Below are 26,777 nucleotides of genomic sequence, written 5' to 3'. Positions count from 1 at the left end.
GCACTTGTAACTTCGATATCAAGCTAATATTGCCCGGACGCGATAAGGCACCAAGCCTCATTTTTTATCTGATAGAAGAAGAATTTCTCCTAGTCATTAGGTCCAATTCACAAACCCACCAGAATGTGGTTATCTATTAAATGTTGTCGAATTTCATCAGGAACAATAACAGGAGGATCGACATGAGACGATGGACCGCAATAGGCACCCTTAGCGCCATGCTGCTGGCAAGCAGTGTTGGGCCCGTATTCACTTCTTTCATACCATCTGCTCATGCGGCGCAAGCAGTAGCGTTTAATGATATTAGCAAGCATTGGGGCAAAGCGACGATAGAATCGATGGTAACCAAAGGCATTCTGGACGGATTCCCGGACGGAAGCTTCCGGCCGAACGATCCCGTTAAGATCGATCAGTTTGTCAAAATGCTCATTTTGTCCAACTCGGAACAGCTCCCTAATGGCAACCGCAGCTGGAAATCGGCATTCCTGAGCTCATTAAGCGAGGACAATCGGACGGTACTTTCGCAGGATTACCGCTATTACGACTTTAAGCCCAGCATGACCGGCTATTGGGCGAAGCCTTATATCGACGTTGCGAGCGATCTTCATTTCCTCAATCGGAGCAGATACAGTGACTTTCAGGCGAACATGACTCGGGAAAATGTCGCGGAGGTGCTGTACTACACGCTGCAGGAGACGGAATATCTCGAGGACGAAGCGTTCAGCCGCTCTGTGGCGCAGGCTTACGGCGATTTGACCAGTGCATCAGACCGGATGCAGCGTTTCATCTCGGAGGTGCTCGTTAAGGGGATCATGCAGGGCTATCCGGACGGGCGGTTCGGCGTCGGCGAGATCGTGACTCGGGCCGAGGCACTCGTTATTCTGAACCGGCTAACCGATCCTAGCGCCCGCATTCCGGTAGCGCCTTCGGCGGACAAGCTGCAGCGGCTCGTCCCGACGACCGGCGGCGGCCAGAAGGTCATCGTGTTCCCGGACAAGAGGATGTGGGATGCTTACGACTCGTTGCTCCAAGCGGGAAAACTGCGGGGTACCAACTACGACGTGGTGAACACGACATTGCGGCTATTCAAAGATCTCGCGGAGAAAAATGCGGTGCAGAGCAGCAGTTCAGCGTCTGCAGTCGAAGAAGCCGATATATGGCTCGACCCCGCTTACAATACGTACGGGATAACGGTCCGGCTTCGCGAAGGAACGCTAGCCCGGAACAACGAGGCGATCACGCTGTTCGCCAATCAGTTGTTCGGCTACAATGCGTTCGCCTTTAACAAGTGGTTCGCAGCCGTCTGTGCCGAAGTCGAAGCCGGCCGGCCGCTCGCTTCGAAACAAATTACGATCGGAACGGATAACGTTAGCGTGCTTGTCGATAATACCGCCAAGACGGTCGTCTTCTCGGTCGCGGCGAGTAAGGGCTAGCTCTCCCTCGCGCCCTTAGGTGTCATAAACAGAGCCGATCGTTGATCGGCCCCTTCCTCCATACAACAAGCAACAAGAGCCACGCCTGCTGGTGCAGGCATGGCTCTTGTTGCTTGTTGCTTATTGCGGCTGTGCCCGCGAACCTAAATGAGATGGCAGTACGACATCTTCGTGCCATCTTTTCTTAGACAGGCAGCCTACCTAATCCTTATACACATCAGCCTCATTGCAAAATGTACAACGAAATCCGGACTTTCTGTTCTAAAAGTTAGGCTCGTTGTACTTCATACAATGAGAAAACGCAGATTTTCGGCTAAAACGAGGCCATTCGGCGGTGAAGACCATTTTTCGTTGTACAGATTACAATGAAACGTCCGTTGAGAGAGCCTACCGACTCAATGGATTGTACATTATGCAATGAAGGGAACGATAGCCTGCCGCATTATCACTTCGATCCTTCTACTGTTATGCGAGTACGAAAATCGGTCTTCCTTTATAACCGCTCCAGCTATCGCCACTCCAACTTCTCCGGCTCTATGCGAGGCACAAGCCCCTCGTCCGCAGCACGACCGAGCAACGCCCGGATCGCCGCATAGCCGTCTTCGCCCAAATCTCTCGTAAACTCGTTCACGTACAGCTCGATATGCTGCTTCGCCACGTCCGGCGACATCTCCTGAGCATGGCACATGACATAGTCTTGGGACGCTTCCGGATGCGCCCATGCGTATTCGACGGAAGCTCGAATCCAGCCTGCGATCGACTTGAGGTCGAGCGAACGCTTCGCGATAATGGCGCCTAGCGGAATCGGCAAACCAGTGTCCGACTCCCACCAACTGCCGAGATCTTGCATCAGCGTCAGCCCATAGGACGGATACGTGAATCTCGCCTCATGAATGACAAGTCCAGCGTCGATCTTACCGTCTCTTACTGCTGGCATAATCTCATGGAACGGCATAACGACGACGTCGAGTTCGCCGCCCACATTGCGGGCCGCCCATAGGCGGAACAGCAAGTACGCGGTCGAGCGGTCGCTCGGCACTGCAACCCGTTTGCCGACAAGCGTTGCCGGTTCTGCACCGCCATCCTTCGTCAGGACGAGCGGTCCGCAGCCGCGTCCGAGCGCACCGCCGCAAGGCAGCAGCGCATATTCGTCCAACACCCACGGCAGCGCCGCGTAAGATATTTTGAGCACCTCAGGACCTTCGCCCTTCGCTGCCCACTTATTCGTAATATAAATGTCCGCATAAGTAACGTTCAGCTCCGGCGCACCTTCAATGATTCCATGCGCCAGCGCGTGGAACACGAATGTGTCGTTCGGACAAGGTGAAAATGCGATGTTCATAGTCATGATGTTACAACACCTCCGTCAATCGTTTGCAAGCATTCGTTAAGCTGGCGAGCGCTTCGCCAATCCGCCAAGCCGATTTGTCACGCGGCCCAACTGCGTTCGATATCGCGCGCAGCTCCAGCGCCGGAACGCCTGCCAGCTTCGCGGCAACCGCGACGCCGTAGCCTTCCATCCCTTCCGATGCCGCATTCGGCACTCGTGCGGCAAGTCTGGCGGCCTGCTCCGCAGAACCTGTTGCCGTCGAAACCGTCAATGCCTGGCCGGCTATGGCACGCATGCCGGCCGTTTGCAGCGCGTCTACGAGCCGGAACGCCACTGCTTCATCTACATTGACGCGCGCAGAGCCGAAGCCAAGCTCGTCCACGCTTAAGAACCGTGCGCCGTCTGGCGTCTCTGCACCGAGATCAGCCGCGACAATGCCGGTCGAGACAACGATGTCGCCGATTTCCGCCCGTCCGGGAAATCCCCCGCCAATGCCGGCGCTGACGACAAGCTTATACTCGCCAGCGGCGGCAGCAAGTGCAGCCGCGCTGCTCGCCGCAGCGGCCGCCGGTCCGACGCCTCCGGCGATGACGTCATACTCGTCTGTCGGTCCCAACCCGCGAAGCACCGCTTCACGTTCGGCATCGACCGCCGTTACAATTAATATTTTCCCCCTGGACGACGTGCCGTTTCCTTGAATAAAGGCAGGGTTACCGCTCACTTCGCTGCCGTTCATCCTTCTCCATCTCCTGCCGCTAATGTTGTAATTGTCTATCATCGAGTTTACATGACTCGACAAGACGTTACAAGTTGACGGGCAGTTCAAGCATCTATATTCGTTCCTGCCCGAACAGGACAACGGGACGTCAGCCGGATTGGAAACCCGTCTAACGTCCCGCTGTCCTAAGTGATCTTATACACGTACATCAAGCTTGCTGCCGAGGTGAGGCTGCGCCGCTTGCTGCATCATTTGGATCAACTGTGCGCCGTTCGATTCCGCTTGATCCTTCACCATGCTGAGTACCCGAATGCCTACCGCTTGACCAAGCCCTGCCTGATTCATTCCGATAGACAATGCTCCAATATCCATGATGTCACCTCCTTAACCAACATATCGGCAGAAAGCGCTGCATTCGATAGGAGCAACCCGCAAGAAGACTCCCTATAACAAAGTACTGAGCGCCGATAGTGTAACAATGTGTGTCGTTAGCGCCATACCAGGGACACCTGAGCGCCGTTAGCGTAACAAATTGTGTCGTTAGCGCTCCGCCGGGGACACCTGAACGCTGATAGCGTAACAAAATGTGTCGTTAGCGCCATACCGGGGACACCTGAGCGCCGTTAGCGTAACAAAACGTGTCGTTAGCGCTCCGCCGAGGACACCTGAACGCTGATAGCGTAACAAAGTGTGTCGTTAGCGCCATACCAGGGACACCTGAACGCTGATAGCGTAACAAAATGTGTCGTTAGCGCCATACCGGGGACACCTGAGCGCCGATGGCGTAACAAAGTGTGTCGTTAGCGCTCCGCCAGTGCAACTTGATCACCCCTAACACAACAAAATGTGTCGTTAGCGCCACCCTCGCGTTGAATTCGATTATTTCGCTCATTAGCGTTACAATAGATTATACGGCAGCAACACGACAACAAGCTTACTTCAATTTCAATTCAAGAGGAGGAATTCGAATGCCAATTCCAGCGCAGAAGCTAGAACAATACGCAGAGTTGATCATCAAGGTCGGCGTGAACGTCCAGCAAGGACAAGAGGTATTCGTAACCTGCTCCATAGACCAAGCGGAATTGGGCCGCCTAATTGCAGCCCAGGCCTATGAGGTTGGCGCAGCCAACGTCCATATGGAATGGACGGACGATGTGACCTCCCGGCTCAAATACGAGAAAGCGGCCGATCGCATCTTTACCGAATATCCGGAGTACGAACGGCTGAAACGGAACGCGTTCGTCGACCGCGGGGCGGCGTTCATCGCCGTCGTATCCTCGAGTCCTGACCTGCTCAAAGGCATCTCGCCGGCTCGAATCGGCAATTTCCAGAAAGCATCCGGAGAAGCGCTGCAATATTACCGCCGTGCCGTACAATCGGACCAGAACAGCTGGACGGTCGTCGCCGCCGCATCGCAAGCATGGGCAGCGAAAGTGTTCCCGGACGCGCCTGCCGACGAGGCCGTCGACAAGCTGTGGAATGCCATCTTTGAGTCGGTACGCCTGAACACGCCTGATCCGGTACAAGCGTGGACTGCACATAACGAGAACCTTCATGCGAAAGTGCACATTCTGAACGAGAAACGGTACGCGAAGCTGCATTACCGCGCTCCTGGCACCGACTTGACGATTGAGCTTCCAGAGAAGCATTTATGGGTCGGCGCAGCCAGCGAGAACAAGGACGATGTGCCGTTCATGGCGAACATGCCGACGGAAGAAGTGTTCACCGTCCCTTACCGCAACGGAGTAAATGGTTACGTATCGAGCACGAAACCGCTCAGCTACGGCGGCAATATTATTGACGGATTCAAGATCACGTTCGAGAACGGCCGGATCGTGAACACCGAAGCAGAACAAGGCGGCGAAATTCTCGAGCAGCTCGTGAATACGGACGAGGGCTCGCACTATCTCGGCGAAGTCGCGCTCGTCCCGCATCATTCGCCGATCTCCGAGTCGAACATTCTGTTCTACAACACGCTGTTCGACGAGAACGCATCGAATCATCTCGCAATCGGAAGCGGGTATGCATTCAACGTAGAAGGCGGCAAAAAAATGTCGCCGGAAGAGCTCGTCGCAGCCGGCGTCAATTCCAGCATTACGCACGTCGACTTCATGATCGGCTCCCCCGAAATGGATATCGATGGCATTCTGGCGGACGGCACTACCGAGCCGATCTTCCGCAAGGGCAACTGGGCGTTTTAATTAAAATAAAGCCCGGCCTCTCCGAACTGCAGCAGCAGTTCAGAGAGGCCGGGCTTTTTGTTTCATTTGTATGAAGTCCTTCCTGCTATCTCCGAATCGGTCCCGAGCTAATGACGCCATAACGGAACAGCAGTCTGCGTCCAAGCAAGCCGACGAGCCGGTCAGTGACGAAGCCCATTAAGCCGAGGCTGATCAGTCCGACGAAGATCCAGTCCGTACGGAAGAACAACCGGGAGTTCCAGATGAGGAATCCGACGCCTTCGTTCGCCGCAATCATCTCGGCACCGATAATCGCCATATACGACGTGCCCATCGCAAGTCGGATGCCCGTGAAGATATAAGGCGTCGTCGCTGGAATCACGACATGAAGCAAAATTTGCCACTCGGAAGCGCCCATGCTTCTTGCCGCACGGATTTTGTCCTCTTCGACCGCTAGCACGCCAGTCAGCGTATTCATAATGACGATGAACAGCGTCGCGTATAGTATGAGTGCGATTTTCGACTGCTCGCCAATGCCGAACCAGACGAGGAAGAGCGTAATGAACGCGATCGGCGGGATGAAGCGGATAAAGTTCAGGAACGGCTCCGCGAACACCCGGATTGCCGATACTTTGCCGATGATAAGCCCGATCGGAATGGCGATCAAGCTGCCGAGCGCCCAGCCGATGAATACGCGGTAGAAGCTGATACCGATATACCGGACGAGCGATCCGTCGCTTAGAAGCTCCTTGGCGCCTCGGAACGTATCGGCAGGACCTGGTATTATTTCCGGTCCGTAGGCCAGTGCCGCAGTCTGCCAGATGACGGCACCCGCCGCCCATAGGATGAGCAGCGTCACCCATTTGGATTTGAGAATGTTCATACCGGGATACCTCCTGCTTAATGATCGAAGTGCGCCTGAATCGTCCGGTCGAGCTCATGGAACTCTTGAGACGATATATCCCGCGGATAAGCGAACGGCACATCGTAGATATGCGAAATGTTGGACGATGGACCTGCCGACATGATGCCGATCCGTTGTCCGAGCAGCAGTGCTTCTTGAATATCATGCGTCACGAAGATGACCGTCTTGCCCGTCTCCCGCCAAATGCTGCTCAGTTCCTTCTGCATCGTCCGCCGGGTCATCGCATCCAATGCGCCGAACGGTTCATCCATGAGCAGAATCGCCGGATCGTTCGCGAGCACGCGCGCAAGCTGCACCCGCTGCTTCATGCCGCCGGACAGCTCCCTCGGGAACTTGCGCTCATGGCCGGCCAAGCCGACCATCTTAATATATTTCTCCGAGACAACGCCCCGCTGAGCTTTCGGCATCCCTTTCATCTTCAGCCCGAACTCGACGTTCTGGCGTACCGTCAGCCAAGGGAACAGCGATGAATCAGCCTGCTGGAATACGACCGCGCGATCGGCTCCCGGCTTGTCGACATCGACGTTGCCGATCTGAAGCTTGCCTCCCGACTTCGAGACGAAGCCGGCGATCATGTTGAGCAGCGTCGACTTGCCGCAGCCGCTCGGTCCGAGCAGAACGAAAAACTCACCGCCCTTAATCGTTAAATCGACGTCCTGGATAATATAGTGGACTTCGCCCTTCTTCGCCGGCGCGGCGTAGCTTTTGTTCAGCCGTTCGATCGTAATGGCATTCGTACCGCTTGCCGCGGCGCGTGCAGTCTGAGACATCGCGTCCCCCTCCTTATTTCGTGTACGTGACGCGGTCTGGGACCGCTTCCTTGACGGCGTCGAGCACGATTTTGTCCGCCAGATTAAAATCTTTCTCGATAATGCCGTTCTCCACCATATACTGCTTCTGCTTGTTCAGGCTGTCGAACGCTTCCTGCGAGAAGCCGACCGACCAATTAAGCGCCGGCAAATCCTTCAGCGTCGCATCCTTCGGCTGTTTCACTTCTTTGTACAAAATGTCGGCCACTTCATCCGGATTCGACGCAATGAATTGCGACGATTCTTCCAGCGCGCGGACGAAGTTCGCCAGTGCAGCCGGATGCTCCTTCACAAGCGTCGTCGGTACGATCAGATCGCCGCCCGTGCGCACATTCGTCTTCGACATGTCGGTCAGCTCATGAACGCCCTCAATGGCTGCGAACTTCTCGGTCATAGCCGCACCCAACACCCACACCGCGTCAATCTCGCCTTTCTTCAGCGCGACATACGCTTCGTCGTTACCGCCTTGGCCCACGACCTTCACATCATCCAATGTCAGTCCGTTCGACGATAAATAATCGTCCCACAGGTAGGAGATAAACGTGCCGCGAAGCGTGCTTACCGTCTTGCCCTTCAAATCGGACGCCTGCTGGACATCTTTGCCCACGAACAGCTTCCAATTTGCCGCACTCTTATCGCTAAGCCCCGTCCCTGTCGTCGCGAAGATCGAATAATCTCCCTTGCCCGCTGCGTTCAGGATTGGAAAATCAGCGCCGTACGCAACGTCTACCTGCTTGATGAACAACGAGTTAATGCCCTCGGCAGGCGTTGCGAACGTCACCAGATCCGCATCGATGCCGTACTTCTCGAAGAAGCCTTTGCTCTTCGCCACCCGGAACACCGGGTTCGTCAAAATATCTGCGATTTTGACCGAGATTCGATCCTGCCCCTCCTGAGCGCCGCCTGATGCAGCAGCGCTCTCCTCCTTGCCGTCCTTCGAGCCGCAGCCCGACAACATAGCCGTTACAACGAGCAATGCTGCAAGCAGCAAACCAAACGTCCATTTACGATTCCGTGTCAACATAGCTATCAACCCCTAAGCGTTAAAATAAAATCACGAATTGTCGTTCGGGTTCTCGTCCGTGCGTGCTACGCACAGCGCCCCGTCCTCATAGGAGAACGCGCCGGCGATTTCCACAACCGTATCCGCCCCCGTACCCGCTGCGCCCGGCACGCGGAAGCTTGCGATATCGAGCGGCTTGATCGCCTTCTCGACCGGTTTATCGAGCTGCGGAATCCACTCGTAAGGCACCCGGTACGAACGGTAGACCATGTTCGCGTTCCGTTTATTTTTGTAAGGCGAGATATATTCCCACACCAGCTCATGCTCGCTTGTTACTTCGAACAGGCGGCCATCGGCTCCTTCCGTAATGAGCGTGTTGCCGTTCGGCAGACGCTGCGCGGAGCTGATGTACGGGCTGTAGAACCGGTACGAGTCGAGCGGCGCTTGGAAGCCCGCTTCCGTCGGCGTATACTGCCATTCAATCTCGAGCGTTACCGGATTAATCTCCAGAATGCGGGAGTGGTCGCGCACTGCATTCTTCTGGCCATACCGCGATGCCGGATTCGGCGCACCATAGCCGGCCCATCCGCCGTTGTCGAATACGAGCAGATTGCCTTCACCCGGCAATCCTTTCGGGATGATGTGCGCGTGATGCTGGCCGATAATCCAGCCCAGATGCTTCACTTCCGGCAACGAATAGTCGGGACCGAGCTTCCAGACGATGTTGCCGGTCTTCTTATCAATAATCGCGATAATGTTCGATTCGCGGGCATCCCAGATAATGTTCTCCGGATGGAACCGCTCATCGCCGGCATCGTAGAACTTGTTCGGACCAACCTCGGACATCGAGTTGATGTGCATCCAGTCGCCGCCGGTATCATGGCCGAACGAGCGGCTGTTCGGATCGCGGAACAGAACGTTCTTCGCGTTCTCGTCGAAGCCGAGCTCATGGAAGTGGTCGCTGACCGCCCATTCCCAGACGATGTTGCCATCCCAGTCCACTTCGATGATCGTATCGTCCAGCAGCAGCTTATCCGAAATTTCGGGCTTATGTACGTTTTTGTGTGCCAAAATAAGCGTGTTGCCACCATTCGTGCGGGGCTCCTGTCCTGGCGCATAGTAGCCTACCGGATTGCCTGCGCGCTGGTAGTCATGATGCGCCCGCGCCATCCACTGCGGCTCGTTGTCCGGGTCCTCGATAAATTCGTAACGGTCGAACTTCCAGACGATATTGCCGTCCCAGTCGACTTGCACAAGATTCGCCTCGTCTTGGAAGCCGTATTTCGGATCGCGTTCCTTCGTGCTGCCGATGACGAAGCCGCCCGGCAAAATTTTGTTCGGGAAGCCGCGAAGTCCTTTCCACAGATGCACTTCCTTACCGCTCATATCGATCAGCAGCGCGCCTTGATCAGCCGCCTGAAAAATCGTATAGCCGCCCCATGCTTTCTCAGGGTTGTAGACGGTCGTCCCCGTCGGATAAATAGTCGGATGTCCCATATCTCATATCTCCTTATAAGTTCGATTTAGTAGCCAACCCATCGGTTCTGCTCTTGGGTTCGGCTTCGTTGCTGCTTCTCTCCCGCAATGACAACCGCCGGCTCCTTCTTCACTGCATTTTCTTGCGCGAGCGTCAGGATCGTCTCGGAGAAGCCTTCCAAATTGTTGATCATGCGTTCATAGATTTGTTTCTGCTGCTTAAGGTCGCTGTCGGAAAATCCATGGAATAAAGCTGCAATGGACCGCGGTCCGATGTTCGCATTGCGTTCAAGCATCGCCAGACCGTCAGGCGTGATGTTCAGCCACACGGTACGCCGGTCGCCTTGCTTGCGGACGCGGACGGCATAGCCTCTCTCCTCCAGCTTGTCGCATAGTGCCGTTATCGCTCCGGAAGTGAAGTCCAGCTCCTCCGCTAGATCGGTTAGCCGCTGCTCGCCTTGCGAATCGATTTTGTGAAGCACCATGAGACCAGGAAGCGCTACGCCTTCAACCGTAATTTTGTCCCGCTCCTTGACGAACTTCCGGACCATTTTGCGAAACAGCCAATCCAGTTCCTCATATGTCTCTTTCGTACCCGCTCGCTCCCTTCCGCTCAATCGAATAAACAAAAAAGGCTCGCCGTTCCATTCAAGCCTGCATGACGCCGTAACGTCATAAGGTTGAATGGAACGCGAGCCTTTGGTAGTCCAATCGGCGCATTCCGTTATATTCGTTCACCGTTCATTGTCTTAGCATTGAAACAATAGACAGTGAAAGGATGAGCGTTGAATCGTTTGTGATGTCCTTATATTAAACCGGATATTCTTACCTGTCAACTAGGAATTAAAATAAAATTTCAGCTGCCCGCATATACATTAGGAATAGGGTATAAGGACGAGGAGGACTGTTCCATGGATTGGCAAGCCATTCATCATCGTATCAAGCAGATGACGAAGGATTTAACCGCCATGCAATCGCCCGATGGCTCGTGGCGGATGTGCATCGACTGCGGCACGATGAGCGACTGCTACGCGCTTACCGTCATTCGGCTGCTGGACATCCGCGATGAGACGCTCATTCAAGAGCTTGCTCGGAGAATCGTCTCGCGAAGAGAGCCGGGCGGCGTATGGAAGCTGTTCCCCGACGAACATGAGGGCAGTCTGGATGCGACGGCGGAGGCGGTGCTCGCCCTGCTGATCTCCGGGCTGTACAACGATGCCGATCCGATTATCGTATCCGCCAAGCAATATATCCGCTCGCAGGGCGGGCTGTCGAAGTCGCGTTCCTTGCTGACACAGTCGCTGTTATGCGCCGCAGGCCAAGCCGAATGGCCGCAAGCGCTTCGTATTCCGCTAAGCGCCTTATTCAGCAGATCAGGTCCGCTGCCAAGCCTATTTCTAATGTCAGGCCATGCCCGCGTCCATTTCATTCCGATCATTATAATGGCGAATAAACGTTTCTCGCTTCGTACGGCGCATACGCCGGATCTGTCCTCCTTATTTCTCGGCAGCTCCCGCCGCTTCGAGAACGACTCCCCGATCGTCTCCGTATTGAACGGCTTGTTCGGTTCGGTAGCAGGGCTTCTAATTCCGGACGATGACAAGCTGTATGAGCAGGCCGTCTCTTTTCTGCTGGAGCGTATCGAGCCCGACGGCACTTTGCTGACCTACTCTACCGCTTCCGCCTTTTTAATGCTCACACTCATCGCTGTCGGACATCCCCCTTCCGATCCGGTTATCGCAGCTTCGGTACGCGGCATCCGCTCGCTGCTGTGCGGCGATCCTTCCATGGTTCAAATCGCAACCCCGACGGTGTGGGACACGGGCATGCTTGCACATGCGCTGAACGAATCTGGCATGCCCGTCACAAGCGAGCCGATGCAGCGGGCAGCCCGCTACTTGCGCCAGCGGCAGCATACCCGCTATGGCGATTGGACGATCCGCAATCCGGGCGTAGCGCCTGGCGGTTGGGGCTTCTCGAACGTCAGCACCCGCTATCCCGATAACGACAGTACGCACGCCGCGATGCGCGTACTTCAGATGGACGCCCCCTCTTCGCCGGGATCGACTCAAGCCGCCGCCGACAACTGGGAACGCGGGCTGAACTGGCTGTTGACGATGCGGAATGACGATGGTGGTTGGCCCGCCTTCGAGCGTAACGGCAAGCCGCTGCCAGCCGGCCTGTTCGGCTTCGCCGGCGCTGCCGATATCGTCAACGACTTGTCGACGCCAGATCTGACCGGCAGGGTGATGCAGTATCTCGGCTGGGCTCTAGGTTTGACGACGGCGCAGCAGTGGCTCGATCATTCGGCGAAATGGGTGCTGTCCCAGCAGGAGAAAGACGGCAGCTGGTTCGGCCGCTGGGGCATTACGTATACGCACGGAACAGGCGCCGCCGTACTAGGCTTAACCGCAATCGGCGTTAAGCCGGATCATGCCGCCATTACGAAAGCAGTACACTGGTTGCTCTCGGTCCAAAATAACGACGGCGGCTGGGGTGAATCGTGCTACAGCGACCAGCAGCGGCATTATGTGCCGCTTGGCATCAGCACGCTTTCACAGACGGCGTGGGCACTAGATGCGCTTATAGCGGCACAGCCGAAACCGACGAAGGAACTCGAGCGCGGAACCGATGCGCTGCTCCGGCTGCTGGATAGTGCCCCAAGGCGGCTCAGCAGCTATCCGACCGGTGCCGGTTTAGCGGGCATGGTCTATGTCCATTACGAGAGCAACAATTGGATATGGCCGCTGCTCACACTCTCCCGATTAGTGCGAAAATTCGGCTCATAATCGGCAGCATGGTACAATAGTGCCGAACAAGCACAATAACAATCAAGGGAGACTATACGATGCCGCACTTGTTATTCCGAGGAATTCAACCTGAGAGCCTTCGCCAGATTGCGGAGCCGCTTGCTGTCCAGCTTGCCGAAATTTGCAGCTGCGGCACCGACAATTTTACGATGGACTGCTTCCAGACGACGGCCGTCTACGGCGGAGAAGGAGCGCATTCCTTCCCGTTCGTAGAGGTAGCATGGTTCGAGCGCGGTGACGACGTGCGCAGCCGGTTCGCTTCAGCGGTTACACAGCAACTGTCCGGCCTTGGCCTGACTGGCATTGAAATCGGCTTCCGCACCTACCGGGAAGACAGTTACTACATCGACGGGAAGCCGCTTGGCTGATGAACGCGGTGCACACCGTTTGCCGTTTCACCCCCGCCAAAAGACCGAAGCAGCTTATTCGCCGCTTCGGTCTTCTCGTTCATACGGTTCAATTGGATTTTCTTACTAGAAGATAGACGATAAACCCGAGTATCGGGAAGAAGAAAATGATTCCTGCGAATACGAGCGCATATAACGGATCATGGCCTTGCCGGACCGCATCCCGATAAGTCCAGACGATCGTGATGAGATGAATAACGAACAACGCGATCCCGATAAACAAAAACAGCAAGACCATAAACCCGAACCCCGTTGCGACCGCTCCTCCAGTATCATTCATTGACGCTGTGCCCCTTTCACACCAAGTTGATTTAAGGGGTATACGCATTTTGCAGGAAAATGTTTCTATTTGCACACGACATCTTTCATTCGATACCAATAGCGGTACTGCTCCGTAAACCCGACTTTCTCATACAACCGCACCGCCGGCGCGTTGTCCGCCACAACGGATAAATAGGCATGGGAAGCTCCATTGAGTCTCGCCCATTTCAATACGTTCAGCAATAGCTGTTCTCCGTAGCCTTGATTGCGGTACGCCGGGTCAGTCGCTACTTCATAGATCCCCACATAGCCGCGGTCGAGCACGGCAGAACCGCACGCTACGTCACGGTCGCCTTCATATAATGTAAAATAACAAGCGGGCTGCACAATGCGGTCAAGAATAAGCTTCATCGTATTCTTCGACGCGGTGTCGCTCACGCCAGCCATGGCAGCATAGTTCGCCAGCCAGCGATGAGTCGGCCTTACGCTCATCTCAACCGTCTGAAGTGTTGGCTCTGGAGATACGTCAAGCTGCCGCGTCATAATCGCTGTAAGCCCATCCTTGCGGTATCCATGCGTCGACAGCAGTTCGTCCAACTTCAGCAGTACCGGCGCATCCGTGACCTTGAATATCGCCGCCTGGCCTTGATCCGCATACATCCGCTCTACCGCCGCAATTTTGCGCGCTGATTCCTCAGCCTTATGCTGGGCCCCATACATCGGATATACAGCATTCGCCCGCTTCGAATAACCGTCCGAGAACTGGACGAGCCAGCCGTCATAGACGACCGTACGCAGCGCCGGCCAAGCGTTCATCATCATTTCTTCCACCATCAGCTGCATGGTCATTCTCCTCGCTCGAAATACTTGATCTTTATTATTTATACATTATAATGAATAATTATTCAACCCATTCGAATGACTTTCTCGATCCCCTTGACCTTCTTTCCAAGACATGCTATCGTTCACATTAACGTCGTAGTCAAAGGAGTTGCCCCATACATGAGCGAACATAATGAACAAGCGGCGGAAGCCGTACAGAAGCCGCTGTCACAAGCGGAGAAAGCAAAGGCTCTTCTGGCACAGAAGAAGCAAGGCAAGGGCGGACAGCAGCAAGGCCATCAGGCGTCCGGCATCACGTCGATGAAGTCACAGAACAATCAAAAACCTGCTAATCATCGCAGAAAAATGGGTGTGTAAGCTTTTTGCTTCACACCTTTTTTTATGGACACAGCCCTCTCCACCTATTCCCTAGGCGATAGTCATATGCTATAATGAGATTCGATGAAAGCGCTAACAACAATTCCAACGAGGGGGCTTGAGGGAATGCGTGTAGCGGATCAGACACACAACCTTTATGATTTTGAAGTCGAACGGGACATTTTGTTTTTTAAAGTGAACAGGCATGGACTCGTCAGCTTCCACGGAGTCAACTACAATCTAAAAAAACCAATGACCCGTGAACAACTGGCAGCGCTTATGAAGGAAGGGACGTTTGCAGCGGTGGCATCCGACTGCTACGTGAATCTGAAGAAAGTGTTGTCGATGAACGACGACTGCGTCTGTCTCGGCGCCGATGCGACGGAGACGAAGAAGCTTCCTCTCTCGAAGCGGCAGCTTCAAGGATTGAAATCCCGTGTCGTAGCTTCTCACCGTATATCATCTTAACCGAATACAACAGGCCACAATAAAAAACCGGAGAGCAGCCGCTCCCCGGTTTTTGTCTTATTCGCCAGCAGGCGGCGTAAACGAACGCCCTGCGAATTCGGTATCCATCATGTAGAAGGCATTGCTGTCCTTCTCGATACGCTTCAGCTTCTGAATAATGCCATCGAACAGCGCTTCCTCTTCCACTTGCTCGTCGATGAACCATTTCAAGAAGCCAATCGTCGCATGCTCGCGGTCGTTCCAAGCGAGATCCGACAGATGATAGAACCGCTTCGTATTGACCTTCTCGTGATGGTACCCGGCTTCGAACGCTTCCAGCATCGAGGAGTACTCGTTCTTCGGCGTATCCATACCGGCCAGCAGAGCGCGCTTACCGCGGTCGTTCAGAAACTTGTATATTTTCATCGCGTGGAATCGTTCTTCTTCAGCTTGCACGATGAAAAAGTTAGCGAAACCGTCAAGGCTCTCCCCTGAACAGTAGGCTGCCATAGCTAGATAGACGTGAGCGGAGTAAAATTCAAAGTTCATTTGCTCATTCAGTGCATCAACCAATGTATCGTTCATTGCGGATTCGCTCCTTCCATTCTTTTCATGTCGGTTGCTTAGACTCAGTATAGTATACCCCGACTCCAATCGACAATGAAAAAAGGAAAAAGGCCGCAAAAGTTCATAAATGAAGAGAACCGTTATCAACGGTTCATCTCATGAACAATCGGGTAATGATTAACCGATCGCTTCTTTTATTTTTTTGCGAAGCTTCTTGGCCGTAGGCGCAGTGACGATCGTCGTTTTACCGATCATGGCGAAGCACTCGTGCTTGCACGTTCGGCAGCGGCCGAGACACTCTTCCTTCTTATGCTTCATATCGGGATAGTCATTCTTCACCGACTTGTAGACCGGCTTCGCATCATTAGCTTTTAAGTTTTTGGCGCAATACTTAATTTTCATCATCCGCACCCCGCACATATCAATTCTCATTGATAATGATTCTCTACTCTAGATGATAAGAATTATCATTCTCGAAGTCAATATCCAACAGCCAAAAAATGTTCACACTTTCTTGCAATCTTGTGAACTCGTCTAGTTCTGCATCTTTTTGTTCCCTGTCGGCATATGTTTAAGGAGTCAAATGACATCAAAAGAAGAATCAAACATTGACATCGTCATACGTAGTTGTAGAATACAATTATGTGTTTATACGAGACTATCAATATAGATATAGAAAAAGGGAGTGTATAGGGTTGTCTGTTCTAATGAGACTGCTCAATCGCAGATTTATTTACTTCACTGTCGTCATTATGCTCAAAAGCTTCCTCGCTTGGTTCGTCGTATTCGATGAAGGTCCGTCCATCATGACGATGGTAACGGAGATCCCTTTCTTCTGGGCGGTATTCTGCATTATCGAATGGCTCGCCGGCAAGCGTAAGCTGCTGTATTACATGATTACAAACTTGCTCATGACCTTGCTATACTTCACTGTACTCATGTATTACAAATATTATGGCATTATCGTCACTTATCATGCATTAAGGCAAGCCGACAAAGTCACACAGGTTGGCAACAGCACGTACTCGCTGCTCGACCCTTATTATCTGTTTGTATTCCTGGACATTCTGGTGCTCGCTGCTATCGTATACCGTCCAAAATACAAATCGATCCGGCAATCCGTCAGCATGAAGCCGGTTAACAAAATCGGTTTGTCGGTTCTGTTCGTCGTATCGGTCGCACTCTGCTTATTCAACATTTGGCCGAACCGGGCCAGCATGAACGAGAACAAGCAAGCCGAAGAGATGGGCATACTCAACTATGAGGTTTACACGATCTTCGCCGATACGAGCGGAGACGAGGAAGTCATCGACAAGAGCGAAATTACGCAAGACGCCATCAACAGCCTGAAAGGCGTTCAAGTGCCGGCTAATCCGAAATATCACGGTGCTGCGGCAGGCAAGAACGTCATTATCGTTCAAATGGAATCGTTCCAAGACTTCCTGATCGATCTGAAGATCGACGGAAAAGAAATTACGCCGAACCTGAATAAGCTGGCTCATAGCATTTTCCATTACAACAACTTCTATACGATGGTCGGTCAAGGTACAACTTCCGATGCCGAATTCGTTGTGAATACGTCGCTGTACGTGCCGAAGCACGAAGCAGCAACTGACAAATACGTCGCGAAGCAGTTGCCAAGCTTGCCGAAGCTGATGCAGGCGAACGGTTATACAACAGCTACATTCCATACCAACAGCGTGGAATTCTGGAACCGCAAAGAGCTGTACCCGGCGCTCGGTTGGGAACATTACTATGACAAACAATTTTTCGGGGACGAAGACCACGTAGCGTTCGGCGCATCCGACGAGGTGCTGTTCTCGAAATCATTGGAAGAACTGAAGAAGATGGACCAAGGCGACAAGCCGTTCTATGCACAAGTCATCTCGATGAGTGCTCACCATCCATTTGACCTGCCGGAAGCGAAGAACCGTATCGATCTGCCGGAAGCGTTCGACGACACGATCGTCGGCGACTACATCCGCTCGCAGAACTATGCGGACTACGCAATCGGCCAATTCATCGACGGACTGAAAGCAAGCGGTCTGTGGGATGACAGCATCGTACTGTTCTATGGTGACCATCAAGGTCTGTCCCTGTACTCGCTGGACGGCCATGAACAGGATCTGCTGCACGATATGATCGGCCACGAATACGGCTACGCCGACATGTTTAATATTGCGTTTATGATGCATGCTCCAGGCGTTACTTATCCGTCGACCATTACGGATACTGGCGGCGAGATCGACATTCTGCCGACGGTTGCGAACTTGACGGGCGTATCGCTGAAGGATCAAGTTTACTTCGGTCAGGACTTGCTGAACAACACCAGCAACCTGCTGCCGATGCGTCACTTCTTGCCGACGGGCTCCGTCATTACGGACTCGAACGTGTTCCTGACGGGCAAAGCGTTCGACGACGGCTCGAACTACAAGATCGAAGACAGCACGAAGACAACGGACAATCCGACGACTCAACCGCAATACGAGAACGCCCTTAAGCTTCTGCAGCTGTCCGACAGCTACGTGAAGCAGCTTCCGGACCGGAAGTAACGCGAACGGCGCCCAATACGGGCGCCTTTTTTTTATATTTGTTGGGCCTTTGCTGCGGTGGCAGATTCATGCTTACGATCGCGTGAGGTCGCTTCGTTGCAGCTGACCGAAACATTGTGTTGGGCGTTTGCTGCGGTGACAGAATCATGCTTACGATCGCTGTTGTCACCGGATTGCTCGATCTCATTAGACCGCTGTAAGGTAGCAATCCGGTGACAAAGGCGAACGCTGTCGCTTCTACAGCATGATTCTGCCCCCTCCGCTGGCGGTTGCCGTCACGTTACTTTTTTTTATATACTCTGGCGGCACCCGGCCTAATTCCGGGCGCCGCCTTTGCTTCGCTTTGGTCCCTTGTGCGGCCGCGCTCCGGCGGCAGATCATTACGATCGCTGTTGTCCTCGGATTGTCTGATCTTATAAGATCGTCACAATGTAACAATCCGAAAGGCGAGCGCTGACGCTTCTTCAGCATGATTCTGCCCCCTCCGCTGGCGGTTGCCGTCACGTTACTTTTTTATATACTTTGGCGGCGCGTATAATAAGTGAAATAAACGAAGCGGCGCTCCTTTGGGTCTCGGAGCGCCGCTTGTTATGCGATCTTACAATAAGAGTCTTAGACTAAACAGGTTTAATCCTCAAGGTTTCTCGAGTCATAAACCTTGTTGAATAATATGCTAACGTTCTCCGTCAGCTTACGAGACTTTACTTTCCGTCTTGAAACAGTCATAAACTCGTATCCTTGGATGCAGTCTTGCTCTGTCCGCGGACATCAACCACATAGCTTTGTCCGAGAAGGTCTTGAATACTTCTTCTCTTCTTATTGAACAAAACAAACAACTGATCCACAATCGTAATCCATAAAATGATGTTATACATTATAGAAGATTGAGACGTGACATTTATGTAGTGATTGATTTCCTTCATGTCGACCTGTTCCGAAATTCCACGGCTAATAATGTAAATTAACTGAAGTAAGTAAATTACATAAAAGAGATTTCTCATAAGTGCATTCCCGATTTTTAACCGATTCCCATTTCGATCAACGATCCGCATCTTTAAAATCAGTTTTCCCGGTGTCCCTCCGTAACGAACGGTAAAATATACAACAGACAGTATTGCAAGGACTGTGTAAATAACAAAAGGCAGCACCGATTTTGTCCATGCCGAGATATGTGTAGCTATCGTATAGGTAACCGATACTGGAACAATAACAACAATCGTTTCAACGATTTTTGCCAGAACTCTTCTCCAGAAGCGAACATAAATCAACCCAACTTCTACGTTGTCTCCTGTTTGACTCATTTTAGGTGCCTCCTAAAAACTTCGTGAATTCGCAATGTTTAGCTATTCGCGAATTTAAATATGCTATCCTCCCCGCTAGATGAATAAAAGAGGCAGCCGATTGTACGATCGACTGCCGCAGTATCCTTATTCAATATCGTTCCCCCTCGTTATTTGCCTTTCCGCGTCAGCTCAGCAAGCTGATCCCACTGCTGCTCGGTAAGCTCGAGCAAATCATTAAATTGGCCGGCGCCTTGCAGCCACTCTCCTCCGTCAATGGTGACGACTTCACCGTTCATGTAGGCTGCGTAATCGGAGATCAAATAGGCAGCCAGATGGGCGAGTTCTTCCTTGTTCCCTACCCGCCGTAGCGGAATGCGGTTAATCATCTTCTCTTCTAGCTCGGGAGTGGGAGAAAGCCTCGACCAGGCTCCTTCCGTAGGGAAGGGGCCTGGCGCGATGGCAACCTGACGGATGCCGTGGCGCGCCCATTCCACCGCAAGCGAGCGGGTCAACGCCAATACGCCCGCCTTGGCAGCCGCAGACGGCACAACGAAAGCCGAGCCGTTGGAAGCGTAAGTGGTCACGATGTTGAGCATGGTGCCCCCGCGCCCTTGCTCAATCCACCTTTTGCCGATTTCCAATGTCGAATAAAACGTACCGTGCAGCACGATGTTCAGCACCGCGTCGACAGCCCGGTGAGAGAGTCGTTCGGTTGGGCTGATGAAGTTGCCCGCCGCATTGTTGACAAGCACGTCGATGTGTCCGAAATGCTGCTCCACCGCATCCACAAGCTCCTGAATTTGGGTAGGGTCCCGGACGTCGCAACATTTATAGAACACTTTGTTCTCTTCCCCGTTCATCTCTTCGGCTGCTTGCTTCAGCACGTCCTCGCGGCGGCCGGCGATCGCAAGGAACGCCCCTAGTTCCAGGAACATTTCCCCCATGGCACGACCAAGGCCGGTCGCGCCTCCTGTAATGAGAACGACTTTGTTCTTTAGCAAATCATTCGCAAACGGTCCCATTCGACTACTCTCCTTTGCGGAAATTATCGCCCGACAAAGTTCACACATTCCTTGATGTAATATAAGGGTATCGAGAATCGGCGGGAAGTATGTTAGCCGATTAACTCCGCGGTACGTTTGATATATGTTGTCTATTTTAATTTTTTCAGGAGCTTTACATATTCACCATATTCGTCCTTACCAATAAACAATACGTTTGTAAATCCCTTCTTTTCATATAGATGTCTTGCATTCAAGTTATCTGTATCAACACCGAGTGCTATATCCTCGTACCCAAGTTGTTGAGCATAATCAATCAAATAATCAAGAATAATGCCACCTATTCCACGATTGCGATATTCTTCTTTTACAATCATACGAGATAGATAAATTCGTTTATCTTGAATAGTATAATCTGGGTCATTGTTTCTAAAAACTAACGAACCCTCTCCTAAAAACTCGTTATTTTCTAAATAAATAAAAGTAACTCTGTTACCACTTACTAATTCATCATAAAACATCTTCGTCATTTTTGGTTGTTTTTCCATATCCCAAATATTACTACATTTATTATAGTCTTCGAGATTTAATTTCTTTATTTGATACGAAGTCATAGCCTATCCCCTCTTTTTAAAATTGATTTGATGTATTTGTTTCTTGTTCGACGCCGAATATTCGTATTCCTTGCTGTCTACGTAGCGGAACCAAGCCAAGTAACTGCACATACTTGATCACAACGCCTTAAAGCGATCCATCCATTTTAAGGCGGCAGTGGTAGCTGTTGAGTTCTGGATATGGTAAATGCTCTTCACCCGCTGCTTCCCGTCGGATTTGAAGGTAATGAGCCAACCTTTGTTCGATTAAGTCCAAGCCCAAGGAGGAGCTGTAGCGGGGACGGAGCAGACGAACGATTTCTGTAGAAACAAAGCATATGCTTTCGAAGCAGCTTTCCTCCGGAAAGCTTGTAGCTCGCCTTTGTTTTCGGATTCCAACGGAGGAAACATTCGTCTGCGCAGTTCTCAGATACTTCGATGACCTTATAAACAATACGGCGCCCCATGTATTCGGGGCGCCGCTTTTAAAACCTAAGGAGGAGCTGTAACGAGAGACGGAGCAGACGAATGATTTCTGGAGAAACGAAGCATATGCTTTCGAAGCAGCTTTCCTCCGGAAAGCTTGTGGGCGCCTTTGTTTTCGGATTCCAACCATGATTTCATTGTTCAAGGAATCCGAAAACAACAGCGCTCGTAAGAAACATTCGTTTGCGTAGTACCTCAGTTACAGCGACGACTCCAGCGATCGGAAGAAACATTCGTTTGCGCAGCATCTCAGTTACTGCGACGACGACAGCGATGATTTGAGTTCCTTCGTTCCCTCTTGCATTTGATAGTCCTCGTTCTCCAGCTTGTCGCGGAGAAGCTCGGTCACCTGGTTCATCGTGCTGTCTCCAGCTTGACCGTTCGCCGGTGCGATCGACTGCGCCTGTTGGAGGCGAAGGACAGCCGACTCGGTTGCTTCGTCGAATACGCCGTCAGTAGCGCTTTGCAGATCATAGCCGAGTGCGGCGAGCATCTGCTGCAGCGTTTTGACCGAATCTCCGTAATCGCCGCGCTTCATGACCGTGCCGGAAGGCAAGGCCGGCAACTCGGTGTAAGCCGGCAGCGTTACTTTGCGGTCAGGCTCGACGCCTTTGCCGTTAATCCAGTTGCCCTTCGGCGTCCGCCACTGCGCTTCCGTCAGGCTGAGCACCGACTGGTCCGGGAATTGGCTGAACCGCTGAACGACACCTTTGCCATACGTCGTCTCACCGACGACGATCGCTCCTGCCGACTCCTTAAGCGCAGCGGTAAGCACCTCGGCCGCACTTGCGGAATGGCGATTCGTAAGCACGACGATCGGGATCGTCCAAGGCTCTTTTTGAGCCGACTTGTATGTGTGCACATCCGCCTCGTCCTTGGAGACGACCTGCAGAATGACACGGTCTTTAGGAATGAGACGGTTCGCGATCGCAACCGTCGGTACAAGCAGACCGCCTGGATTGCTGCGCAGATCGAGCAGCAGCCCTTTCATTCCCTGCTTGTTCAGATCGGCGACCGCATCTTCGAATTGCTCTGCCGTCTTCTGTGCGAACCGGCTGATGGCGATATAACCGATTCCGTCCGGTTTCATCTCGTGCGCAACGGTCATGACAGGGATGGCAGCGCGGGTCATCGAGACTTGAATCGGCTCGGAGCGGTTAGGACGTTGGACCGAAACCGTCACTTTCGTCCCCTTCTCCCCCCGAAGCATCTCGACGAGCTTATCCATCGCGATTCCCTTCACTGACGTGCCGTCAACGGCGAGAAGCGTGTCCTCCGGCTTCAGCCCGGCCTTCTCCGCTGGCGAATCTTTAATGACGGAGTCGACGATAAACGCCGCTTCCTCTACGCGGAGCTGAATGCCTACTCCGACGACTTCGCTTTCGTAATTTTGCACATAAGCCTCGCCAGATTCTCCGATCATATAGCGGGAATACTTATCCTTGAGCGACTGCACCATGCCCTCGGCCGCTCCGTCGATAAGCGCCTTTGGCTCTGCGCCGTTCAAATAACTGCTCATAATCTCGTTATACGAAGCGGATAAGTTGTTGAACGTCGGCTCCTTCATAATCGGATGCCGTTCTTTCAACCACATAACGCCGATGAAGAAGCCTGCGGCGCCCGATGCGAGGGCACCCAGCAGACAGAATACGATAAACCGCTGACGTGCCAATTGCGAGGCAAATATTTTCATTCTTCAAACCAGCTTTCTCAATTGTCCTATTGTTGAACGAGCACACGGGATTTGGTACGAGCGGACGCCAAGCATGCATCGACCAGACGCATATTCGCAATCGAGTCCTCTGCCGGGAACGGCAGCGCTGCCTCCCCGAATACCGCTTTCGCAAACCCGTCCGCTTGCAGCGTGTATGTGTCCAAACCTTCGAATTCGGCTGCTCCTTCTTCCCGGCGGCCGTTGTTCGTATAGACGACGATTGGCGAGTTATCCTTGAAGGCGCCGACCAGCTCAATCCGTCCGTCCGATCCGAGAATTTCGATCCCTTCGCGGTAGATTGCCCACATCCCGCAATCGAACGTCAGAGCAACGCCGTCCGCGAACTCAACCAAGCCCGACGACATCATATCGACGCCGTCATGCGCCTCCGAGAACTTCGCATGAACCGTCACCGCTTCCGGCTCTGCGCCGACAATCCAGCGCGCCGCGCTGAGCGGATACACGCCAACGTCATAGATGGAACCGCCGCCCCACTCCGACTTATAACGAACGTTACCGATCTCTCCTGCGTTATTGAACGTGAATCTTGCATTGATCGCGCGGAGCTCACCGATTTCTCCCGATGCGATAATGTCTTTCACCCGCTGAACGCGCGGATGGTAACGGTACATGAACGCTTCCGCGAATACGACCCCGGCTTGCTTGCAGGCCTCGACCATCTGTGCCGTTTCTTCCGCATTGAGCGATGCCGGCTTCTCGCACAACACATGCTTGCCCGCTTGCGCCGCTTTTATCGTCCATTCCTTATGTAAATGGTTCGGCAGCGGAATGTAGACCGCATCAATCTCCGGATCTGCGACAAGCTCTTCATACGAGTCGTATGCTTTTGGTATGTTCAGCTTAGCTGCCGTTTCTTTCGCTTTCTCGATCCCGCGGCTTGCAATAGCGACGACTTCTCCCCGCTCCGACTTCTGAATGGCCGGAATAACCGATTTGACAGCAATGTTAGCAGAGCCGATAATGCCCCAACGCAGTTTCATATCCTGTTCACGAACCTTTCTCTATAAAATAATACGGCGTCTCCGCTAGTATAAAGCCTCGAACCTACTCCATTATAAAGGACAACGGCATCGGAATAAAATGCTCGCACATTATTCACACGTTTAACAAGAATACGTTCTAGCTCTGTCGTAAAATGGAATTAATTTATTCCATTCCTCTTTCCAAGGAGTGATTGTCCATGCCAGCATGGCGTATGCATACGCGCAGGCCGTTCTTTATTTTTGTACTGGCTGCTCTATTCATTTATACGTTCGACAACTTAGTCATTCGCAATCCTTCACTTCAGCATCAGCCGGGCTCTGATTGGGTGCTATCCGCCGCCGTTATGATCGACTTCATCGTGATCGTCCCTCTACTTTTCTACTGGCTCGTCGCTAGAAGGCAGAGCAAGACCGTCTTAACAGCCGCCGCTCCGCTCGCCAAAGTTATGCCTTGGGCTGCGCTCGGCGCCGTGATCGCTTGGCTATCGCTTCACAACCGTATGCAAGTCTCGCTCTGGACCGTCGAGCTCATCCTGCTTCCGGTCGAAGCTCTGTTTATCGGCTGGGAGCTGCGGTCTGCCATATCGGTCTATCGGAAGCTCCGCAAACAGCAGCAGACCGAATCTGGACAACCATTGCCGGAAGCACTCGCTGCCGTTCTCGGACCGGGCAAGCTCAAAGCGTACATCCGGCATGATGTGTCCGTTCTTTACTACTTGCTAGGTTCTTGGAAGGCAGTCGTACCAAAAAGCCGACCGGGGGAACAAGTATTCACCTATCATCGAACAACGGGACTGTTCGTGACATTCGCCCTTCTGACGAAGGTTCTGCTGTTCGAAGCGGTCGTCGTTCATCTGTTCGTCCGTATGTGGTCTGAAACGTTAGCGTGGATTGCGACATTCGGCACGGTATGGCTGATTGCCTTGATATGGGCGGATTGCCGCCGCAGCGCGCTCGAACCGGTTCGTCTGACGGGTAGCAGCGTAAAGATTCGGCACGGCTTGCGCCTGCAAGCCGATGTCCCCTATTCGCTTATTGCGAGCGTACAGACCGGAATCGAGCTTAAGCCGTCCAAGCAACAGCGCCGCGACTCTGCAGAACCGATGCTCGGTACAGCTAACGTCTGCATTGTGCTGCGCGAGCCGTTCATTGTGGAGGGGCTGCTGTTTCAGCCTCGGCAAGTCACCTTCATCTATCTCACGCTCGATGAGCCTGAAGCATTCGCCGGCGCTTGTTCGAACCTGAACCAAATACAGTAACCGCTTCAACATGCATCAAACGGTTATATTCATTTGAGGCATATGCTGAGATGACGCATGTTCGTATACTTATCGTACCTGGAGGTCTTTCGACAATGGAAACACAACACGAGCTCACTGAAACGATAACCGTTTCTTATCCGATTCCGTTCTATTCGCAGCAGGTTGATCTGGACGACGCTAATCTTCAAGGTTTCAAAAGCAAAGAACAAGCTGAGCATTGGCAAGTGCGCGGCTGCGGAATCGCAAGCGTCCGAATGATCATCGACGGCTTTCAACTTGACCGAAGCCTGCCGCTAAGCAAATCATACGGTGAACTCGTGTATGAAGGCGTGGAGACGGGAGCCTACTGCGACCGGGGATGGATCCATAAAGGCCTGGTCGACATCGCGGGCAGGTATGACGTGAAAGGCCGGACTTTCCGGCAAAGCAGCGTCACGGACATCCTGTCGGAGATCGAGAACAATAGGCCTTGCATCGCTTCGGTTTCGGCCCGTTTTAATGGCGGGAAATTGGACAGCAATGGCGAGGTTATTCAGCCAGGAGGCCATTTAATAGTAGTGACCGGAGCAGTGAGAAAGAACGGCTTGCTGCACTGTTTTATCGTTAACCATCCGTCCTTCAATACGCATTATAATTGGGCCAATCATTGTGTCCCTATCGATGATTTCTCCCGTTCGTTCTCCGGTGCCTTTATGTCATTCGGATAAAATATCAGCTTTCATTCCCCCAATAGTCGAGGTGCAACGATCATGAGAACAATTGAAGTTCGTCCAATGACAGCGGAAGATGTAGAGCTCATCACCTTTCATTTCGCCGAACACGGCATCAAGAAGCCTGGGGATTACATCCGACAGTGCTGGGAACAGAACGAAACAGGTGAACGTGTCACCTTACTCGCTTTTTATCAAGGGCAGTTTGCCGGCAGTCTGCATCTCCTGAAACGTTCTTATTACCCTTACTTCGCCGACGAAGGCATTCCCGAAATTAACGATTTTAACGTGTTCCCTCCGATGCGTCAGCTTGGGATCGGGAATGCTCTCATGGATGCCGTCGAGCAAATCGCGTTCGAGCAATATGGCGGGATTGTCGGAATCGGCGTCGGCCTGTATGAAAGCTATGGCGCTGCGCAGCGAATTTATGCCAAGAGAGGATACATCCCGGACGGCAGAGGCGTGATGTACAACCAACAGCCCGTTGCCCCTGGCAGCCAAGTATGGCTCGATGACGACCTCAACCTGTATTTTACGAAAATGTTGCCTTAGAGACCGCCCAACGGCGGCTATTGCCGAATCGGCCGACATGAGCTACAATCTCCC

The 26,777-nt window shown here is 52.8% G+C and carries 27 protein-coding genes and 1 pseudogene; 10 read left to right on the top strand and 18 right to left on the bottom strand.

The genetic code is table 11. From position 1 onward, the window contains the following. Window positions 1-182: 182 nt before the first annotated feature. Window positions 183-1,433 carry an S-layer homology domain-containing protein gene (locus PKO01S_RS07055; RefSeq protein WP_164779521.1) on the top strand — a complete coding sequence of 417 codons (1,251 nt, stop codon included), beginning with the start codon at window positions 183-185 and terminating at the stop codon, window positions 1,431-1,433. 508 nt (window positions 1,434-1,941) lie between these two features. On the opposite strand, the gene PKO01S_RS07050 is transcribed toward PKO01S_RS07055, so the two are convergent. The 3 genes from PKO01S_RS07050 to PKO01S_RS07040 form a co-directional block, all read right to left on the bottom strand. Next, on the bottom strand, window positions 1,942-2,775 hold the full coding sequence (locus tag PKO01S_RS07050) for a 1,4-dihydroxy-6-naphthoate synthase (protein WP_127530682.1): 834 nt from the start codon (window positions 2,773-2,775) through the stop codon (window positions 1,942-1,944). A gap of 10 nt (window positions 2,776-2,785) precedes the next feature. Further along, entirely contained in the window at window positions 2,786-3,499 is a 714-nt protein-coding gene (locus tag PKO01S_RS07045; RefSeq protein ID WP_127530609.1) for a futalosine hydrolase, read from the bottom strand. 177 nt (window positions 3,500-3,676) lie between these two features. After that, window positions 3,677-3,853, bottom strand: coding sequence for a YjfB family protein (locus PKO01S_RS07040; RefSeq protein ID WP_127530608.1), 177 nt, complete (start codon window positions 3,851-3,853; stop codon window positions 3,677-3,679). Between the two features lie 596 nt (window positions 3,854-4,449). Here PKO01S_RS07040 and PKO01S_RS07035 point away from each other — a divergent pair. Continuing rightward, window positions 4,450-5,682, top strand: a complete 1,233-nt coding sequence (locus PKO01S_RS07035) for an aminopeptidase (protein ID WP_127530607.1) — start codon at window positions 4,450-4,452, stop codon at window positions 5,680-5,682. 85 nt (window positions 5,683-5,767) lie between these two features. Here the strand turns inward: PKO01S_RS07035 and PKO01S_RS07030 are convergent, their stop codons facing one another. The 5 genes from PKO01S_RS07030 to PKO01S_RS07010 are packed head-to-tail and all read right to left on the bottom strand — an operon-like array spanning window position 5,768 to window position 10,503. Next, window positions 5,768-6,544 carry an ABC transporter permease gene (locus tag PKO01S_RS07030; protein ID WP_127530606.1) on the bottom strand — a complete coding sequence of 259 codons (777 nt, stop codon included), beginning with the start codon at window positions 6,542-6,544 and terminating at the stop codon, window positions 5,768-5,770. Between the two features lie 17 nt (window positions 6,545-6,561). Continuing rightward, the gene (locus tag PKO01S_RS07025) at window positions 6,562-7,356 is read right to left on the bottom strand and encodes an ABC transporter ATP-binding protein (RefSeq protein WP_127530605.1); all 795 of its coding nucleotides are present in this window, start codon (window positions 7,354-7,356) and stop codon (window positions 6,562-6,564) included. A 13-nt stretch (window positions 7,357-7,369) separates the two neighbouring features. After that, window positions 7,370-8,419, bottom strand: a complete 1,050-nt coding sequence (locus PKO01S_RS07020; RefSeq protein WP_127530604.1) for an ABC transporter substrate-binding protein — start codon at window positions 8,417-8,419, stop codon at window positions 7,370-7,372. Window positions 8,420-8,449: 30 nt separating this feature from the next. Next, a complete protein-coding gene (locus PKO01S_RS07015; RefSeq protein ID WP_127530603.1) occupies window positions 8,450-9,895 on the bottom strand; it encodes an aryl-sulfate sulfotransferase in 1,446 nt (481 codons plus the stop codon). Between the two features lie 26 nt (window positions 9,896-9,921). After that, window positions 9,922-10,503 carry a MarR family winged helix-turn-helix transcriptional regulator gene (locus tag PKO01S_RS07010; protein WP_307719824.1) on the bottom strand — a complete coding sequence of 194 codons (582 nt, stop codon included), beginning with the start codon at window positions 10,501-10,503 and terminating at the stop codon, window positions 9,922-9,924. Between the two features lie 282 nt (window positions 10,504-10,785). On the opposite strand from PKO01S_RS07010, the gene PKO01S_RS07005 reads away from it, so the two are divergent. Together PKO01S_RS07005 and PKO01S_RS07000 are read left to right on the top strand one after the other, a co-directional pair. Continuing rightward, on the top strand, window positions 10,786-12,663 hold the full coding sequence (locus PKO01S_RS07005; protein WP_246070477.1) for a prenyltransferase/squalene oxidase repeat-containing protein: 1,878 nt from the start codon (window positions 10,786-10,788) through the stop codon (window positions 12,661-12,663). A 59-nt stretch (window positions 12,664-12,722) separates the two neighbouring features. Next, complete coding sequence (locus PKO01S_RS07000; RefSeq protein ID WP_127530602.1) at window positions 12,723-13,052, top strand: DUF1904 family protein; 330 nt, start codon at window positions 12,723-12,725, stop codon at window positions 13,050-13,052. Window positions 13,053-13,140: 88 nt separating this feature from the next. On the opposite strand, the gene PKO01S_RS06995 is transcribed toward PKO01S_RS07000, so the two are convergent. Together PKO01S_RS06995 and PKO01S_RS06990 are read right to left on the bottom strand one after the other, a co-directional pair. Continuing rightward, the gene (locus PKO01S_RS06995) at window positions 13,141-13,371 is read right to left on the bottom strand and encodes a PLDc N-terminal domain-containing protein (RefSeq protein WP_164779520.1); all 231 of its coding nucleotides are present in this window, start codon (window positions 13,369-13,371) and stop codon (window positions 13,141-13,143) included. A 65-nt stretch (window positions 13,372-13,436) separates the two neighbouring features. Continuing rightward, on the bottom strand, window positions 13,437-14,195 hold the full coding sequence (locus PKO01S_RS06990; RefSeq protein WP_164779519.1) for a GNAT family N-acetyltransferase: 759 nt from the start codon (window positions 14,193-14,195) through the stop codon (window positions 13,437-13,439). 159 nt (window positions 14,196-14,354) lie between these two features. Between PKO01S_RS06990 and PKO01S_RS06985 the strand changes: the two genes are divergently transcribed. Together PKO01S_RS06985 and PKO01S_RS06980 are read left to right on the top strand one after the other, a co-directional pair. Continuing rightward, entirely contained in the window at window positions 14,355-14,552 is a 198-nt protein-coding gene (locus tag PKO01S_RS06985; RefSeq protein WP_127530599.1) for a hypothetical protein, read from the top strand. Window positions 14,553-14,678: 126 nt separating this feature from the next. Next, on the top strand, window positions 14,679-15,020 hold the full coding sequence (locus PKO01S_RS06980; protein WP_127530598.1) for a hypothetical protein: 342 nt from the start codon (window positions 14,679-14,681) through the stop codon (window positions 15,018-15,020). Window positions 15,021-15,077: 57 nt separating this feature from the next. On the opposite strand, the gene PKO01S_RS06975 is transcribed toward PKO01S_RS06980, so the two are convergent. Together PKO01S_RS06975 and PKO01S_RS06970 are read right to left on the bottom strand one after the other, a co-directional pair. Then, entirely contained in the window at window positions 15,078-15,584 is a 507-nt protein-coding gene (locus PKO01S_RS06975) for a ferritin (protein WP_127530597.1), read from the bottom strand. Window positions 15,585-15,743: 159 nt separating this feature from the next. Further along, on the bottom strand, window positions 15,744-15,998 hold the full coding sequence (locus PKO01S_RS06970; RefSeq protein ID WP_246070476.1) for a DUF1450 domain-containing protein: 255 nt from the start codon (window positions 15,996-15,998) through the stop codon (window positions 15,744-15,746). Window positions 15,999-16,261: 263 nt separating this feature from the next. On the opposite strand from PKO01S_RS06970, the gene PKO01S_RS06965 reads away from it, so the two are divergent. Then, entirely contained in the window at window positions 16,262-18,118 is a 1,857-nt protein-coding gene (locus PKO01S_RS06965; protein WP_127530596.1) for an LTA synthase family protein, read from the top strand. 722 nt (window positions 18,119-18,840) lie between these two features. Here the strand turns inward: PKO01S_RS06965 and PKO01S_RS06960 are convergent. The 6 genes and pseudogenes from PKO01S_RS06960 to PKO01S_RS06940 form a co-directional block, all read right to left on the bottom strand. Further along, window positions 18,841-19,419, bottom strand: a complete 579-nt coding sequence (locus PKO01S_RS06960) for an RDD family protein (protein WP_127530595.1) — start codon at window positions 19,417-19,419, stop codon at window positions 18,841-18,843. A 149-nt stretch (window positions 19,420-19,568) separates the two neighbouring features. Further along, window positions 19,569-20,423: an SDR family oxidoreductase gene (locus PKO01S_RS06955; RefSeq protein WP_127530594.1), complete on the bottom strand. Its 855-nt coding sequence runs from the start codon at window positions 20,421-20,423 to the stop codon at window positions 19,569-19,571. A gap of 131 nt (window positions 20,424-20,554) precedes the next feature. After that, entirely contained in the window at window positions 20,555-21,016 is a 462-nt protein-coding gene (locus tag PKO01S_RS06950) for a GNAT family N-acetyltransferase (RefSeq protein WP_127530593.1), read from the bottom strand. Between the two features lie 41 nt (window positions 21,017-21,057). Further along, window positions 21,058-21,238, bottom strand: a pseudogene (locus tag PKO01S_RS29760) (IS1595 family transposase); the annotation flags it as partial. Between the two features lie 496 nt (window positions 21,239-21,734). Further along, window positions 21,735-23,174: a S41 family peptidase gene (locus tag PKO01S_RS06945; RefSeq protein ID WP_127530592.1), complete on the bottom strand. Its 1,440-nt coding sequence runs from the start codon at window positions 23,172-23,174 to the stop codon at window positions 21,735-21,737. Between the two features lie 26 nt (window positions 23,175-23,200). Beyond that, window positions 23,201-24,196 (bottom strand): Gfo/Idh/MocA family protein, encoded by a 996-nt coding sequence (locus tag PKO01S_RS06940; protein ID WP_127530591.1) that lies wholly within the window; start codon window positions 24,194-24,196, stop codon window positions 23,201-23,203. Window positions 24,197-24,396: 200 nt separating this feature from the next. On the opposite strand from PKO01S_RS06940, the gene PKO01S_RS06935 reads away from it, so the two are divergent. From PKO01S_RS06935 to PKO01S_RS06925, 3 genes are all read left to right on the top strand, one after another. Then, the gene (locus PKO01S_RS06935; protein WP_127530590.1) at window positions 24,397-25,458 is read left to right on the top strand and encodes a hypothetical protein; all 1,062 of its coding nucleotides are present in this window, start codon (window positions 24,397-24,399) and stop codon (window positions 25,456-25,458) included. A gap of 95 nt (window positions 25,459-25,553) precedes the next feature. After that, entirely contained in the window at window positions 25,554-26,168 is a 615-nt protein-coding gene (locus tag PKO01S_RS06930) for a C39 family peptidase (RefSeq protein ID WP_164779518.1), read from the top strand. A gap of 42 nt (window positions 26,169-26,210) precedes the next feature. Further along, on the top strand, window positions 26,211-26,723 hold the full coding sequence (locus tag PKO01S_RS06925; protein WP_127530588.1) for a GNAT family N-acetyltransferase: 513 nt from the start codon (window positions 26,211-26,213) through the stop codon (window positions 26,721-26,723). Window positions 26,724-26,777 lie beyond the last annotated feature (54 nt).

Origin of the sequence: Paenibacillus kobensis NBRC 15729 (assembly GCF_004000825.1) — a bacterium.
Taxonomy (GTDB): domain Bacteria; phylum Bacillota; class Bacilli; order Paenibacillales; family Paenibacillaceae; genus Paenibacillus_T; species Paenibacillus_T kobensis.
The sequence above is the reverse complement of the archived record's forward strand: the minus strand, read 5'-3'. Positions and strand labels throughout refer to the sequence as shown.

Bases quoted from the DNA above. Each gene is read 5' to 3' on its own strand.
- PKO01S_RS06945 (WP_127530592.1), bottom strand. From the start codon at position 23,174: ATGAAAATATTTGCCTCGCAATTGGCACGTCAGCGGTTTATCGTATTC.
- PKO01S_RS06950 (WP_127530593.1), bottom strand. From the start codon at position 21,016: ATGACTTCGTATCAAATAAAGAAATTAAATCTCGAAGACTATAATAAA.
- PKO01S_RS07055 (WP_164779521.1), top strand. From the start codon at position 183: ATGAGACGATGGACCGCAATAGGCACCCTTAGCGCCATGCTGCTGGCA.
- PKO01S_RS06935 (WP_127530590.1), top strand. From the start codon at position 24,397: ATGCCAGCATGGCGTATGCATACGCGCAGGCCGTTCTTTATTTTTGTA.
- PKO01S_RS07005 (WP_246070477.1), top strand. From the start codon at position 10,786: ATGGATTGGCAAGCCATTCATCATCGTATCAAGCAGATGACGAAGGAT.
- PKO01S_RS06975 (WP_127530597.1), bottom strand. From the start codon at position 15,584: ATGAACGATACATTGGTTGATGCACTGAATGAGCAAATGAACTTTGAA.
- PKO01S_RS06955 (WP_127530594.1), bottom strand. From the start codon at position 20,423: ATGGGACCGTTTGCGAATGATTTGCTAAAGAACAAAGTCGTTCTCATT.
- PKO01S_RS06985 (WP_127530599.1), top strand. From the start codon at position 14,355: ATGAGCGAACATAATGAACAAGCGGCGGAAGCCGTACAGAAGCCGCTG.
- PKO01S_RS07040 (WP_127530608.1), bottom strand. From the start codon at position 3,853: ATGGATATTGGAGCATTGTCTATCGGAATGAATCAGGCAGGGCTTGGT.
- PKO01S_RS07035 (WP_127530607.1), top strand. From the start codon at position 4,450: ATGCCAATTCCAGCGCAGAAGCTAGAACAATACGCAGAGTTGATCATC.
- PKO01S_RS07015 (WP_127530603.1), bottom strand. From the start codon at position 9,895: ATGGGACATCCGACTATTTATCCGACGGGGACGACCGTCTACAACCCT.
- PKO01S_RS06930 (WP_164779518.1), top strand. From the start codon at position 25,554: ATGGAAACACAACACGAGCTCACTGAAACGATAACCGTTTCTTATCCG.
- PKO01S_RS07030 (WP_127530606.1), bottom strand. From the start codon at position 6,544: ATGAACATTCTCAAATCCAAATGGGTGACGCTGCTCATCCTATGGGCG.
- PKO01S_RS06980 (WP_127530598.1), top strand. From the start codon at position 14,679: ATGCGTGTAGCGGATCAGACACACAACCTTTATGATTTTGAAGTCGAA.
- PKO01S_RS07025 (WP_127530605.1), bottom strand. From the start codon at position 7,356: ATGTCTCAGACTGCACGCGCCGCGGCAAGCGGTACGAATGCCATTACG.
- PKO01S_RS06990 (WP_164779519.1), bottom strand. From the start codon at position 14,195: ATGCAGCTGATGGTGGAAGAAATGATGATGAACGCTTGGCCGGCGCTG.
- PKO01S_RS06995 (WP_164779520.1), bottom strand. From the start codon at position 13,371: ATGAATGATACTGGAGGAGCGGTCGCAACGGGGTTCGGGTTTATGGTC.
- PKO01S_RS06970 (WP_246070476.1), bottom strand. From the start codon at position 15,998: ATGAGAATTGATATGTGCGGGGTGCGGATGATGAAAATTAAGTATTGC.
- PKO01S_RS07050 (WP_127530682.1), bottom strand. From the start codon at position 2,775: ATGAACATCGCATTTTCACCTTGTCCGAACGACACATTCGTGTTCCAC.
- PKO01S_RS06925 (WP_127530588.1), top strand. From the start codon at position 26,211: ATGAGAACAATTGAAGTTCGTCCAATGACAGCGGAAGATGTAGAGCTC.
- PKO01S_RS07000 (WP_127530602.1), top strand. From the start codon at position 12,723: ATGCCGCACTTGTTATTCCGAGGAATTCAACCTGAGAGCCTTCGCCAG.
- PKO01S_RS07045 (WP_127530609.1), bottom strand. From the start codon at position 3,499: ATGAACGGCAGCGAAGTGAGCGGTAACCCTGCCTTTATTCAAGGAAAC.
- PKO01S_RS06940 (WP_127530591.1), bottom strand. From the start codon at position 24,196: ATGAAACTGCGTTGGGGCATTATCGGCTCTGCTAACATTGCTGTCAAA.
- PKO01S_RS06960 (WP_127530595.1), bottom strand. From the start codon at position 19,419: ATGAGTCAAACAGGAGACAACGTAGAAGTTGGGTTGATTTATGTTCGC.
- PKO01S_RS07020 (WP_127530604.1), bottom strand. From the start codon at position 8,419: ATGTTGACACGGAATCGTAAATGGACGTTTGGTTTGCTGCTTGCAGCA.